General features: G+C 72.2%; 11 protein-coding genes. 7 read left to right on the top strand and 4 right to left on the bottom strand.

Going from position 1 to position 12817, the window contains the following annotated elements; translation table 11 throughout:
• The first annotated feature begins 8 nt into the window (after window positions 1-8).
• Genes ACTWP5_RS01565 through ACTWP5_RS01555 form a run of 3 tightly spaced genes read left to right on the top strand, consistent with a single transcriptional unit; the run spans window position 9 to window position 1536 of the window.
• Window positions 9-317 (top strand): muconolactone Delta-isomerase family protein, encoded by a 309-nt coding sequence (locus ACTWP5_RS01565; protein WP_443218807.1) that lies wholly within the window; start codon window positions 9-11, stop codon window positions 315-317.
• A 39-nt stretch (window positions 318-356) separates the two neighbouring features.
• Complete coding sequence (locus ACTWP5_RS01560; RefSeq protein WP_443218806.1) at window positions 357-1061, top strand: EthD domain-containing protein; 705 nt, start codon at window positions 357-359, stop codon at window positions 1059-1061.
• 31 nt (window positions 1062-1092) lie between these two features.
• A complete protein-coding gene (locus tag ACTWP5_RS01555; protein WP_443218805.1) occupies window positions 1093-1536 on the top strand; it encodes a nuclear transport factor 2 family protein in 444 nt (147 codons plus the stop codon).
• Between the two features lie 121 nt (window positions 1537-1657).
• Here the strand turns inward: ACTWP5_RS01555 and ACTWP5_RS01550 are convergent, their stop codons facing one another.
• Window positions 1658-2590, bottom strand: a complete 933-nt coding sequence (locus ACTWP5_RS01550) for an oxidoreductase (RefSeq protein WP_443218804.1) — start codon at window positions 2588-2590, stop codon at window positions 1658-1660.
• Window positions 2591-2794: 204 nt separating this feature from the next.
• Between ACTWP5_RS01550 and ACTWP5_RS01545 the strand changes: the two genes are divergently transcribed.
• The 3 genes from ACTWP5_RS01545 (at window position 2795) to ACTWP5_RS01535 (ending at window position 6325) form a co-directional block, all read left to right on the top strand.
• Window positions 2795-3685 carry a LysR family transcriptional regulator gene (locus ACTWP5_RS01545; protein ID WP_443218803.1) on the top strand — a complete coding sequence of 297 codons (891 nt, stop codon included), beginning with the start codon at window positions 2795-2797 and terminating at the stop codon, window positions 3683-3685.
• Window positions 3686-4002: 317 nt separating this feature from the next.
• Entirely contained in the window at window positions 4003-5493 is a 1491-nt protein-coding gene (locus tag ACTWP5_RS01540) for an MFS transporter (protein ID WP_443218802.1), read from the top strand.
• Between the two features lie 157 nt (window positions 5494-5650).
• The gene (locus ACTWP5_RS01535; protein ID WP_443218801.1) at window positions 5651-6325 is read left to right on the top strand and encodes a ScbR family autoregulator-binding transcription factor; all 675 of its coding nucleotides are present in this window, start codon (window positions 5651-5653) and stop codon (window positions 6323-6325) included.
• Window positions 6326-6359: 34 nt separating this feature from the next.
• On the opposite strand, the gene ACTWP5_RS01530 is transcribed toward ACTWP5_RS01535, so the two are convergent.
• The 3 genes from ACTWP5_RS01530 to ACTWP5_RS01520 are packed head-to-tail and all read right to left on the bottom strand — an operon-like array spanning window position 6360 to window position 11682.
• The gene (locus ACTWP5_RS01530) at window positions 6360-7847 is read right to left on the bottom strand and encodes a maltokinase N-terminal cap-like domain-containing protein (protein ID WP_443218800.1); all 1488 of its coding nucleotides are present in this window, start codon (window positions 7845-7847) and stop codon (window positions 6360-6362) included.
• Complete coding sequence (treS, locus tag ACTWP5_RS01525) at window positions 7844-9670, bottom strand: maltose alpha-D-glucosyltransferase (RefSeq protein ID WP_443218799.1); 1827 nt, start codon at window positions 9668-9670, stop codon at window positions 7844-7846. The genes ACTWP5_RS01530 and treS overlap by 4 nt, the downstream gene beginning before the upstream one ends.
• Window positions 9667-11682 carry a maltotransferase domain-containing protein gene (locus tag ACTWP5_RS01520; RefSeq protein WP_443218798.1) on the bottom strand — a complete coding sequence of 672 codons (2016 nt, stop codon included), beginning with the start codon at window positions 11680-11682 and terminating at the stop codon, window positions 9667-9669. The genes treS and ACTWP5_RS01520 overlap by 4 nt, the downstream gene beginning before the upstream one ends.
• Window positions 11683-11930: 248 nt before the next feature.
• Here ACTWP5_RS01520 and ACTWP5_RS01515 point away from each other — a divergent pair, with 248 nt between their 5' ends.
• The gene (locus ACTWP5_RS01515; RefSeq protein ID WP_443218797.1) at window positions 11931-12758 is read left to right on the top strand and encodes a type 1 glutamine amidotransferase domain-containing protein; all 828 of its coding nucleotides are present in this window, start codon (window positions 11931-11933) and stop codon (window positions 12756-12758) included.
• Window positions 12759-12817: the final 59 nt, after the last annotated feature.

Here is a 12817-nt window from a genome sequence, read left to right as displayed (position 1 = left end):
GCACCGCCATGCTGTTCTACGTCCAGATGCGCTGGAACCACGAGGGCCGGATCTCGCTCGACGAACTGTGGGAGGTCGAGGAGGAGGAGGCGAAGCACGCCCAGGAAACCCTCGACTCCGAATACTGCATCGGCCTGTGGAAGGTCGCGGCACAGAAGCGCGTCATCGCCATCGTCGACTCGCCCAGCGCCGAGGAACTGGACCGTGAGGCGCTCGGCCGCCTCCCGATGCGCGAGTACCTCGAGTTCGAGGAGGTCTGGCCCCTGCGCGACTACCTCGGATTCGCCGAGGACGTGAAGGCCCGCTACCGCGTCTGAGCCGGTCCACGAGGACACGAGGAGAAGGGAAGAACGGCCGTGATCCACCAGCTCATATTCGCCGCGCCCAGGCCGGGAATGACGGAGGAGGAGTTCCAGCGGTACTGGGTCGACGTGCACGCCGTCCGTTACGCCGCGAAGATCCCGCAGATCAGGCGCTACGCCGTCGACACCCGCATTCCCGAACCGGGCGAGGACACCGAGCGGGAGGCACCGCTGTGGAGCGGCATCGCCGAGATCTGGCTCGCCAACGAGGAGGAGCAGCTCGCCTCGCTCCAGACCCCGGAGTTCCTTGAGGGCGCCCGCCTCGACGAGCCGCGCTGGGCCGCGTTCTGGCGGACCGTCGTGCTGGACACCGACACCGAGGTCGTCGTCCCCGGGGTGGCGGACACCGCCGTCCAGCCCGGCGTGAAGCTCGTGATGCTGGCCAAGCGGCGCGAGGGCATGACCGTCAAGGAGTTCCGTCAGCACAGCCGGCGCGCCCACGCGCCGCTCGTCACCGAGCTGCCCGGCCTGCGCCGCTACCACCAGTCCTTCACGCGGGACTCCTGGTACGCGCTGAGCGAGCCGCCGTTCGACGCCGCCCACCACCTGTGGTTCGACAACGCGGCCGCGCTCCGCGCGGCCCGGCAGACGCCGCAGCAGGCCCTCGTCGACGCCGACCTGCGGACCTTCGTCAACGAGCGGTACCTGCACAGCCTCACGGTGCGCCAGAACTGGATCATCGGCCCGCAGGGCCGGTGACGGACCGGAAGAACGAGAAGGAGACACCCGCATGACCCGTTTCGCAACCCCGTCCCGCCCGCCGGTCCCGACGACCCGCGAGGTCGCCGAGAACTGGTTCGAGGGCCTGACCACCGGCGACATCGACCGGGCGCTCGGCTGCCTGGCCGACGACGTCGAGTGGATCAACTACGCGGTGGTGCCCGGCTACAACGACGCCATGCCGTGGATCGGCACCTACCAGGGTGTCGACGAGGTGATGGAGACCTTCCGGATCTTCTCCAGCATCGTGGACGTCAACCACGAGGAGCTCGTCACGCTCGTGGTGGACGGCGAGAACGCGATGGGCGTGATCTACGAGAGGTCGACCGTCAAGGAGACGGGACGCGTCTTCGAGATCGAGTTCATCCAGTGGCTGACGGTGCGCGACGGCAGGATCGTGCGGTGGAAGTCGTACACCGACCCCTCGGAGATCCTGCGGGCGCTCCCCGCGTAGTCCCGCACCTCGCGAGGTCCCCCCACACAACGGCTCCGGTTCCTGCGGTGCCGTGCCCGTCGGGCCCGTCGGGCCCGTCCTCTCCGCCGGTGGAGGACGGGCCCGACGGCCTGTCAGGGCGTCACTTCCCTTCGTCGGTGTTCCCGTCGTCGGTGTTCCCCTCGTCGGGGAAGTTGACGTCGCGGGCGACGGACTCCCAGGCCAGAAGCTCCTCGCGCACCGCGTCGAGGTGCTCGACCAGGCCGTCGAAGGCGTCGTTGCCGAGCGCCAGCCGCAGCGGGGTCCTGTCGCTCTCCAGCGCGGCGATGATCGCCGCCGCGGCCTTCGCCGGGTCGCCCGGCTGGGTGCCGTCGATGCCCGTGATGAACTCGCGGATCGGCCCGACCGTCTCGGCGTAGGCGTCCATCGCCGCCGACTGGTGCAGGCCCGCGCCGGAGAAGCTGGTCCTGAACGCGCCCGGCTCGACGATCATCACCTTGACGCCGTGCGGCTCCACCTCCTGCCGCAGCGACTCCGACAGGCCCTCCAGCGCGAACTTCGACGCGCAGTACGCGGAGAAGCCGGGATAGGCCACCTGGCCGCCGAAGCTGCTCATCTGCACGATCGCGCCGGACTTCTGCGCCCGCATGTGCGGCAGCACGGCGCGGACCAGCGCGGCGGGGCCGAAGAAGTGCAGGTCCATGATCTCGCGCAGCTCGCGCTCGGTGGTCTCCTCGACGGCGCCGACCTGGCCGTGACCGGCGTTGTTCACCAGCACGTCGATGCGGCCGTACCAGAGGACGACCTCGGCGACGACGTCGGCGAGGCGGGCGTGGTCGGTGACGTCGAGTTGGACGGCGGCGACGCGGTCCGGATGGGCGACGACCAGGTCGTGGACGGCCTCGGGGCGGCGGGCGGTCGCCACCACCGTGTCGCCGGCGGCCAGGGCCGCCTCGGCGAGGGCCCGACCGAAGCCGGAGGAGGCCCCGGTGATCAACCAGACCTTGCCGGACGCGGGCCGGGAGGGGGCGAGGGAGCCGGTCTCGGAGTCGGGGGTGGGTGGGGTGGCGGTCACGGTCGTGCCTCCATGAGTGAACGCGAACACGTCGGACGGGACGCGGGTCGCGGATGCCGGGTCGGGATGTGGGTCGGGGCGCGGCCGGGGTGTCGGGCCGAGGGCTGACTCCCGTGCGCGCCCTGCCAGTTGTCGCACCCGGGCGGGACGGCTGTCCAAGTGAGAGATTCACTCGTGTCATAGACGACACTTATGATCGCTGGTATGGAGCTGCGTCAGCTGCGCTATCTCGTCGCGATCGCGGAGACGGGGAACCTGGGCCGGGCCGCCGAGGCACTCCACGTGAGCCAGCCGACGCTGTCCTACGCGCTGAAGTCCCTGGAGTCCGAGCTCAAGGTCCGGCTCTTCGACCGTCACCCCGGCGGCGTGACCGCCACGGACGCCGGGACCGACGTCGTCGCGGCGGCGCGCCGCGCCGTGGCCCAGGCGGACCGGGTCAGGGAGGCCGCCGACCGGCACCGCCAGGGGCTTGGCGGGCGGCTGCTGCGGATCGGCTTCGAGGCGAGCGGCGCGGGGGAGTTGACCACCCGTGCGCGCGCCGAGTTCGCCCGCCGCCACCCCGAGGTCCGCGTCGAGCCGCGCCGTTTCGACTGGGGGGCGGAGGTGGCCGCTCTCCACGACGGGCGCGCCGACGTGGCGTTCATCTGGCTGCCGGCCGACCTCACCGACCTGCGGACCAGCATCGTCCGCGTCGAGCCGCGCGTGGCCGGCTTCCCCGTGGGCCACCCGCTCGCCACGCGCGACCACGTCACCCTCGACGACGTCCGCGACGAGCCGCTGACCTGGACGGAGAAGGCCCCGCGCGCCTGGGTCGACTGGTGGGCGGTCAACCCGCGCCCCGACGGCTCGTCGCCGCGCTGGGGCCCGACCAACGACAACGTCGAGGAGATGCTCGAACTCGTCGCGGCCGGCGAGGCGATCTGCTTCGCCCCCGCCAGCATGTCCCGGTACTACGTCCGCCCCGACATCTGCTGGGTCGCGCTCGCCGACGCCGAGCCGATGCGCGTGGCGCTGGCCTGGCTGAAGGACGGCGAGACGGCGACCATCAGGGAGTTCTCCCGCACCGTCAGAGAAATCGCCGGAATCGTGGCCTGAGCTGGTTCCGCGCGGTACCGCGCGGTTCCGAGCGATTCTGCGGACTGGTGCGGACCGGTGCGCTCTTCTGCGGCCTTCCCTGGCCTTCCCTGGCCTTCCGTTTCTGTTCCCGGGGGGCGTGCACGGGCGCCTCAGCGTTAACTGCACGAAGTGGTCGCGAGAACCCGGCGGCGCCGTGGGAACGGGAGCGCTCGGCGTAATACTCGTCAGTGACTGTGACGGACCGCACCGATCGGCGGCCCGTTTCCTCGCATGCCTCCCATGAATTCTCCCTGCCCCGAAACGGCCGGGAAAGACCGGAAGAGAAATGAGGATCGATGACCCTCAGCAAAGACCTCCCGGCGAGCGCGAGCGCGAGCGCGAGCCCGAGCCCACGCCCGGGTCCATCCCCGAGCCCGGGCGCCACGCGGCGCCGCCGCCAGGGCCTGACCCTCCTGGTCACGTGCGCGGTGTTCTTCCTCGACGCGTTGGACAACTCCACGGTCGGTGTCGCCCTGCCCAGCATCCAGGACGACCTGTCGATGGAGACCGGCGCCTTACAGTGGCTGGTCTCCGGCTACACGCTCGCCTTCGGCGGCTTCCTGCTGCTGGGCGGCAAGGCGGCCGACGTCCTCGGCCGGCGCCGGGTGCTCGTGGTCGGCCTCGCCGTCTTCATCCTGGCCAGCCTGCTCGGCGGTCTGATGACCGCGCCCGAGCCGCTCATCGTCTCCCGTTTCCTCAAGGGCGCGGCCGCGGCGTTCACGGCACCCGCCGCGTTCTCCATCATCACCACCCAGTTCGCCGAGGGACGGGAGCGGAACCGGGCGTTGTCGATCTACGGCGCCACCGGCGGCCTCGGGTGGAGCACCGGACTGGTCGCCTCCGGGCTGCTGACCGAGGTGAACTGGCGCCTGGTCTTCTTCATCCCCGGGCTGCTGGGCCTCGCCCTGCTGGCCCTGGTGCCGGCCGCCGTCGACGCTGACGCGGCCAAGGCCCCTGGCTCCGGCGCCCGCCGTTCCTACGACCCGGGCGGCGCGTTCGTCGTCACCGCCGCGCTCTTCCTCCTCGTCCTCGGCGTCATCCAGGCCCCCGAGATCGGCTGGGCAGCCGGGGCAACGATGCTCCCCCTCGTGCTGGCCCCCGTACTGCTCCTCGTCTTCGTCGTCATCGAGAGGCGCCACCGCTCCCCGATGCTGCCCCTGGCGATCTTCGGCTCCCGGGTCCGCTCCGCCTCCTACCTGGTCGCGCTCACCCACGCCGCCGCCGCGCTGGGCTGGCAGTTCACCGTCGTGCTCTACCTCCAGGAGGTGCTGGACTACTCCGCGATGCGGATCGCGCTCGGCATCCTGCCGCTCGGCCTCACGGTCTTCCTCACCGCCCGCTTCCTCACCCCCCGCCTGGTCAACGCCTTCGGCGTGCGGGTCGTCGCCGTGGTCGGCCTCGTCCTCCAGGTCGCCTCGCTCGGCATGTTCGTGCTGGTGGGACAGGAGGACCGGTACCTGACGCTGCTGCTGCCGTGTCTGGTGGCGCACGGCGTGGCGTGCGGCACGGTCCTCAACGCCGCGAACATCGGCGGTGTCAGCGGCGTCGCCGACCGCCACCAGGGCGTGGCCGCCGGCCTGTGCTCGGCCGCGTACGCCATCGGCGCCGGGCTCGGAACGGCCGTGCTGGCGGGCGTCATCACCGCCTCGGCCGGCGAGGGGGGCAAGCCTGCCCACATGCTGGACGCCTACCAGAACGCGTTCCTCGGCGCGGCGCTGATGGCCGCCGTCGGGCTGGTCGTCGCGGTGGTGGGACTGCCGCGGCGGCGCCACGTCAACGCGGATTGACCACGCGAAGTCGCGCATGCGAAGCCCCGTTTCCCTGAACAACCGCGGGGAAACGGGGCTTCGTCATTCTGCGTCGGTGTCGCGAACCTCTAGGATCGCTGACGTATTTGGGTGCCGATTTCGGCACGGGAATGCTAGGGGGAAGGTTAGGTTGACCATGCAAGAACGCGCGCTGCGTACGAGGCGCCGCGTACTGAGGGCCGCCGCGACCGTCTTCGACCGGGAGGGCTTCTCGTCGGCCAGCATCGCCGACATTCTGAAGGCCGCCCGGGTCACCAAGGGGGCTCTGTATTTCCACTTCGAGTCGAAGGAGGCATTGGCCAGGGGCGTCATGGAGGAACAGAAGCGTTCGCTGGTGTTGACCAACACCGGTCTCCACACCCAGACGGTCATCGACGTGACCCAGGGCGTCGCCCGGCAGCTCGGCACCGACCCCGTGCTGAGGGCCAGCTTCCGTCTGACCGCGGAACAGCGCGCCATGGGAGGGGCCGACCCCAGCCTCTACCTGTGGTGGCACGAGGTCTGCCGCACCCACCTCGTGCAGGCGGCCCAGGCCGGCGAGCTGACCCCCGACACCGAGCCCGGCGACTGCGCGCACCTGGTCGTCGGCTGCTTCACCGGGATCCACCTGCTCTCCCAGGTGCTCTGCGAGGGCGCCGACCTCGTCAGCCGCCTGGCGATCCTGTGGCGGGCGCTGCTCCCCGCCATCGCCAGGGAGCAGGTGTTGCCGCGCCTCAACCCCCACGGCAGCGGCGACCTCCTCGCCGCGCTCCAGGGGAGCGGGCGCGACGAGGAGGCCGCGGCGGGCGTGAGCCGCGGGTTCCGCGGCTGAGGTCCGGAGCGAAGGGAACGGCGCTGGGCCGTTCCTAGGCGGCGGTCACCTCGTGTGGGTCCGGCCGGTCAGGCCCGTCGTGCGGGTCCGACCGGTCAGGCCGGGTGGGGGCCGAGGGCACCGCCGCCAGCAGGCGGTCGAGAGCCCGCAGCGGCAGCCACGCCCAGCCGGGCCGGTGCCGCACCTCGTAGGCCACCTCGTAGACGGCCTTGTCCAGCACGTACGCCGTGAGCAGCCGGGTGTCCTCGCCGCCGCGCGTCGCGCCCGGGGAACCCGACGCGCCCGACGCGTAGCCGGCGAGGAACGCCCGCTGGTGGCGGGCCGCCCACCGGGTGGCCCGTTCGGCATCGTCGGCCTCACGGGCATCGTCGCCCACGCCGGTCTCGTCTCCCTCGCGGTCACGTCCGTCGGCGGAGCGGTGGTGGTGGGCCGCGTAGTCGAACGAGCGGAGCATGCCGGCCAGGTCGCGCAGCGGCGAGTCCGGCCGGTCGCGCTCCTCGGGGGTGGCCAGCGGCTCCCCCTCGAAGTCGATGACCAGCCAGCCCTCGGCCGTCCGCAGCGTCTGCCCCAGGTGCAGGTCGCCGTGGATCAGCTGCGCCGTCGGCCGGGCGTGCCGCGGCGTCGCGCGGCCCACGGCCTCGAACACCGCCCGCAGCCGCGGCGCGTACGGCGCCAGCTGCGGCGCCGACGTGAGCGCCCGGTCCAGCCGGGCCACGAGTCCTCGGGACAGCCGCCGCAGGTCCGGCGGCCACAGCCGCGTCCGCCCGCCGGCCGCAGCCAGCTCGCGGTGGACGGCCGCGACGGCGGCGCCCAGGGCTCGGGCCTCCCGCCGCATGTCGCGGTCCTCCCGGGCGTGGTCGAGCGCGAGCGCCCAGCCGTCGACCGCGTCGGGCAGGTAGCGCTGAAGCGTGGCAAGGGTGGCCCCCGCCTCGTCCTCGATCGCGCCGAGCAGCGGCGGCACGTGCGGGCTGCCGGCCTCGGCCAGCGCGCGGTGGAGCGCGAGGTCGCGGCCCGCGCCCGGCAGCAGCCTGCGGAAGACCTTCAACAGGTACCGCTCGTCGACCACGACGGAGCTGTTGCTCTGCTCCACGCCCAGCGGCCGGACCGCGAGCCGGTCGCCGGCCGCGAGCGCCAGGCCCGGCGCGGCGCGCGCGACGAGGGCGGCGACGAGCGGCGGATCGGCCAGGGCGTCGTGGAGGGTGGCGTTGCCGTCGCCCAGCTCGGGCAGGGTGCCGGCGGCGGCGATCACCGCCTCGGGCGGCACCGGCCGGTCGCTGACGCCCAACGGCAGGAGATACGTGTCGCCGCCGTTCGGGCCGACCCTGACCGTGGCGAGGAACCCGTCGCCGCGGTCGGTGAACGGCTCGGCCGCCACCACGGTGGCCGTTGTGGCCGTTGTGGCCGTTGTGGCCGTGGTCGCCGTCGTGGCCGCCGTGCCGGTCGGGCCGGCGTACCACCGTTGCCGCGCCAGCCAGTCGCCCAGCAGCGCCGGTGGGATCGAGGGGAGTCGCGGCCGGCTCACGGGACCTCCTCCGCGGGGACGACGGTGAACCAGCGCACCGCGTGCCCCGGCAGTTCCAACCGCAGCTCGGCGCGCGCCTCGCGCTCCTCGCCGGTCAGCTCGTCCACCAGCAGGCATCCACCCAGGCCCGGGCCCCGGCCCAGGCTTTCGGGCAGCGTCACGGTGACGGACCTGGCGGTGGCGGCGAGGTTGTTCACGCACACCACCCGGTCGCGCCGGCCGTCGGCCGCCACGTGGTCGCGGGCGTACGCCAGCACGGCGTCGTCCGAGGCCGCCAGCGCCTCGAACGAGCCCTCGCCGAACGCCGGGTGACGCCGCCGGATCCCCAGGACCCGCCGCGTGAAGTGCAGCAACGATCCGGGATCCGTCATCTGCGCCGCGACGTTGACCGACGCCGGCTCGTACCCGGGGCTGCTGACCACCGGCAGCGGCAGCAGCTCGGGGTCGGCGGTGGAGAAGCCGGCGCCCGGCTCGGCCCGCCACTGCATCGGCGTGCGGACCGCGTCGCGGTCCGGCAGCCAGATGTTGTCACCCATGCCGATCTCGTCGCCGTAGTACAGGACCGGCGAGCCCGGCATCGACAGCAGCAGCGCGGTGGCGAGCTCCAGCCGCCCCCGCTCGTTGCCCAGCAGCGGGGCGAGCCGGCGGCGGATGCCGATGTTGGCCCGCATCCGCGGGTGCGGCGCGTACTGCTGGTACATGTACGCCCGCTCCTCGTCGGTGACCATCTCCAGGCTCAGCTCGTCGTGGTTGCGCAGGAAGATCCCCCACTGGGCGTTCTCGGGGATGGCCGGCGTGGCGGCGAGCGCCTCGGCGATGGGCGCGGCGGTCTCCTGGCGCAGTGCCATGAAGACGCGCGGCATGAGCGGGAAGTGGAACGCCATGTGGCACTCGTCGCCCGGCAGCTCCGGCAGGCCCGGCTCGCCGCCGAAGTACGCGACGGCGTCCTCGGGCCACTGGTTGGCCTCCGCGAGCAGCACGCGGCCGGGGTACTCGTCGTCGACGATCTTGCGGACCGTCCTCAGGAAGCCGTGGGTCTGCGGCAGGTTCTCGCAGTCGGTGCCCTCCTCCTCGAAGAGGTACGGCACGGCGTCGAGGCGGAACCCGTCGATGCCGAGGTCCAGCCAGAACCGGAGGGCGTCGAGCATCGCGTCGTGCACGCGGGGGTTCTCGTAGTTCAGGTCGGGCTGGTGGGAGAAGAACCGGTGCCAGTAGTACTGGCCGCGCTCGGGGTCGAGGGTCCAGTTGGAGGTCTCGGTGTCGACGAAGATGATCCGCGCGTCGGCGTAGCCGGAGTCGTCGTCGGCCCAGACGTAGAAGTCGCCGTACGGGCCCTCGGGGTCGCGGCGGGAGGCCTGGAACCACGGGTGGGCGTCGGAGGTGTGGTTCATGACCATGTCGGTGATGACCCGGATGCCACGGGCGTGGGCGGCGTCCAGCAGGGCGACGAAGTCGTCGATGGTGCCGAACTCCGGGAGCACGGCGCGGTAGTCGCTGACGTCGTAGCCGCCGTCGCGCAGCGGGGAGGCGTAGAACGGGGGCAGCCACAGGCAGTCGACGCCCAGCCAGGCGAGGTAGTCGAGGCGTTCGGTCAGGCCGGGGAGGTCGCCGACGCCGTCGCCGTCGCTGTCGTTGTAGGAGCGGACGAGCACCTCGTAGAAGACGGCCCGCTTGAACCAGTCCGGCTCGGAGCCGACGAGGGGGCGGCGGCGGGCGTGGTCGACCGGGCGCCTCACGGCTGCCGTGGGGCCGGCGGTCGCGGCGGTCCCGGCGGCGGTGGCGGCGTTGGCGTCGGTCCGTGTGCTGTTGTCGCGGGTACTCATGAGGCCCTCACCAGGATCTGGGCCACCGCCTGGCGCGGGTCGAGCCGCACGTGCGCGGTGTCGCCGAAGAGGGCCACCACCCCGCCTCCGAGCTCGTCGCGGAGCAGCAGCCGGTCGTCGACGGCCGCGCCCATCGCGGCCGGGATGCCCCGCACGGTCGCCTCCACGGGCTCGTGCGGGTCGAGGGTGACGAGGCAGAGCACCGCCTCGCCCGTCGCCGGGTCCGTCTTCACGTACGCGAGCAGCGCGTCGTGGTCGACGTCCAGGAACGTGATGCGGCGCAGCTGCCGCAGCGCGGGGTGGGCGCGGCGGAGCGCGTTCAGCCGCGTCAGCCACGGCGCCAGCGAGCGGCCGTGCGCCACGGCGGAGGCGTGGTCGCGCGGCCTGAGCTCGTACTTCTCGGAGTTGAGGTACTCCTCGCTGCCCTGGCGCAGCGGGCGGTGCTCGTACAGCTCGTAGCCCGAGTACACGCCCCACGTCGGGGAGAGCGTCGCGGCGAGCGCGGCGCGCAGCGCGAACATCGCCGGGCCGCCCTGCTGGAGCGACGCGTGGAGGATGTCCGGGGTGTTGACGAAGAGGTTCGGCCGCAGGAAGTCGGCGCCGGCGGCCAGCTCCGTGGCGTACTCGGTCAGCTCCTCCTTCCCGGTGCGCCAGGTGAAGTAGGTGTACGACTGGGTGAAGCCGGCCTTCGCCAGGCCCTGGAGCACGGCGGGGCGGGTGAACGCCTCGGCGAGGAAGAGGACGTCCGGGTCGGTGGACTTCACCTCCCAGATCAGCCGGTGCCAGAAGGCCGGCGGCTTGGTGTGGGGGTTGTCGACGCGGAAGATCCGAACGCCGTGCGCCGCCCAGAGGCGGACGATCCGCAGGATCTCGGCGTACAGGCCCTCCGGGTCGTTGTCGAAGTTCAGCGGGTAGATGTCCTCGTACCGCTTGGGTGGGTTCTCGGCGTACGCGATGGTGCCGTCGGGCTGGCGGGTGAACCACTCCGGGTGCTCGCGGGTCCACGGGTGGTCGGGTGACGCCTGCAACGCCAGGTCGAGCGCGATCTCCAGGCCGAGGTCGCGGGCGGCGGCGACGAAGGCGTCGAAGTCGGCGAGGGTGCCGAGGCGTGGGTGGACGGCGTCGTGGCCGCCGTCGGCGGAGCCGATCGCCCAGGGCGAGCCGACGTCGTCGGGGCCGGCGACGAGGGTGTTGTTCCTCCCCTTGCGGCCGGTGTGGCCGATGGGGTGGATGGGCGGCAGGTAGACGACGTCGAACCCCATGGCCGCGATGCGCGGCAGGTCGGCGGCGGCCGTGGCGAAGGTGCCGTGGACGGGCCCGCCGTCGGCGTCGGTGCCGCCGGTGGAGCGGGGGAACATCTCGTACCAGGAGCCGAACAGGGCCCGCTCGCGGTCGACGTAGAGGTGGTGGACGGGGCCCTCGGTCACCAGGTCCCGCAGCGGGTGGCGTGCGACGAGCGCGGCCATGGCCTCCCCGGTGGCCTCACGGAGCCGCTCGGCGAGCGGCAGTTCGGCGTCGCGCAGGCGGCGCGCGGCCCTGGCCGGGCGGCTCTCGCCCGTCTGGGCCGCGAGGCGGTCCAGGAGCAGGGCGCCCTTCTCCAGGTCGTTGGCGAGGAGGTCGAGCGGGACGCGGGCGGCGGTCTTGGCGTCGACGGCGTGGCGCCACGTGGCCCACGGATCGCCCCAGGCCACCACCTGGAAGGACCACAGGCCCTCGCGGTCGGGCACGACGTCGGCCTGCCAGCGGTCCAGGCCGGCGTTGACGAGCCTCATCGGGACGGCGACGCGGTCCTGAGCGTGGTCCCGGGTGCGTTCCTGAGCGTGGTCCCGAGTGCGGTCCGGGACGTTCTCGCTCGTCACCGGTCCCACCAGAACGTGGGCGGCGAGGGCGTCGTGACCCTCGCGCCAGATCGTCGCGGAAACGGGGACGTGTTCCCCGACAACTGCTTTCGCGGCATGCGATCCGCCGCTGATGACGGGAGCCAGATCTGTTATGACCAGGCGACCATTCATGGTGCTACCCCCTTTCAAGGGCTTCGCAGAGATAGTGCGAATCCCGGGGGTATTAATGCCGGACTCGGGAGCGCTGCCCCGTACTGCGTCAACTCCCCGAAGTCACCGCCGACACGACTACGTCAAGTTCGACGAGTGGCGGGCGCCGCCGGGGAATTCCTTGTCGCTCCCGACGGGCCCGGGATGTACTTCAGGTGTCCGCACCACAGAGCACGCCCCGCCACACGGCGGGCAGTGAGGAGAAACAGATGTCCAAGCGGATACTCGTCGTCCTCTCCGAATACGGATACTGGGGCGAGGAGCTCGTCGGCCCGGTCGAGGCGTTCGACCGGCAGGGGTACCAGATCACGTTCATGACCCCCACCGGGAAGCGGCCCCACGCGCTGCCGCCGAGCCTCGACGCCGACTACATCGACCCGCCGCTGGGCCGGTCGGTCACCACCCGCGACATGGCGCGCCGCGCCACCGAGCTCGACGAGTCCAGCCGGCTGGACAACCCCGTCAGCCTCCAGGCGCTCATCCCCGAGCGGCCCTACTACAGCGCCCTGAACCACCTGCGGGAGATCGAGGAGTACCACCGCCAGCTGGACACCGCCACCGCCGACCTGGTCTCGGGCTTCGACGCGCTGGTGATCGTCGGCGGCAGCGGCCCGATCGTCGACCTGGCCAACAACGAGCGGCTGCACGAGGTGGCGCTGGCCTTCGTGAAGGCCGACAAGCCGATCCTCGCCGAGTGCTACGGCGTGGCCGTGCTCGCCTTCGCCCGCGAGTGGGAGGACCGCACCAGCCTGCTGTGGGGCAAGCACGTCACCGGCCACCCCAAGGAGTACGACTACAAGGACGGCACCGGATTCCTCGGCGTCGACTTCAACATGGGCCCGCCGCCGTACCCGCTGGAGTACATCCTGCGCGACGCCACCGGGCCCGAGGGCGGATTCCACGGGAACGTCGGAAAGGAGACGTCCGCCCTCGTGGACTACCCGTTCGTGACGGCCCGTTCCACGCCGGACTCGATCCTGTCCGGTGAACTCCTGGTCCAGGTGCTGGAGAACGGACTCCGCCGTTACGGCTGGTAGTACGGCTGGTCGTTCCGCTCGGGCGGATTTCTCAGCCACTCGTCGAGGAAGGAATAATC

Source organism: Streptomyces sp. 4N509B (assembly GCF_052245655.1).
In the GTDB taxonomy this organism is placed as follows: domain Bacteria; phylum Actinomycetota; class Actinomycetes; order Streptomycetales; family Streptomycetaceae; genus Streptomyces.
The sequence above is the reverse complement of the archived record's forward strand: the minus strand, read 5'-3'. Positions and strand labels throughout refer to the sequence as shown.

Bases quoted from the DNA above. Each gene is read 5' to 3' on its own strand.
- ACTWP5_RS01565 (WP_443218807.1), top strand. From the start codon at position 9: ATGCTGTTCTACGTCCAGATGCGCTGGAACCACGAGGGCCGGATCTCG.
- ACTWP5_RS01555 (WP_443218805.1), top strand. From the start codon at position 1,093: ATGACCCGTTTCGCAACCCCGTCCCGCCCGCCGGTCCCGACGACCCGC.
- ACTWP5_RS01545 (WP_443218803.1), top strand. From the start codon at position 2,795: ATGGAGCTGCGTCAGCTGCGCTATCTCGTCGCGATCGCGGAGACGGGG.
- ACTWP5_RS01540 (WP_443218802.1), top strand. From the start codon at position 4,003: ATGACCCTCAGCAAAGACCTCCCGGCGAGCGCGAGCGCGAGCGCGAGC.
- ACTWP5_RS01535 (WP_443218801.1), top strand. From the start codon at position 5,651: ATGCAAGAACGCGCGCTGCGTACGAGGCGCCGCGTACTGAGGGCCGCC.
- treS (WP_443218799.1), bottom strand. From the start codon at position 9,670: ATGAGTACCCGCGACAACAGCACACGGACCGACGCCAACGCCGCCACC.
- ACTWP5_RS01520 (WP_443218798.1), bottom strand. From the start codon at position 11,682: ATGAATGGTCGCCTGGTCATAACAGATCTGGCTCCCGTCATCAGCGGC.
- ACTWP5_RS01515 (WP_443218797.1), top strand. From the start codon at position 11,931: ATGTCCAAGCGGATACTCGTCGTCCTCTCCGAATACGGATACTGGGGC.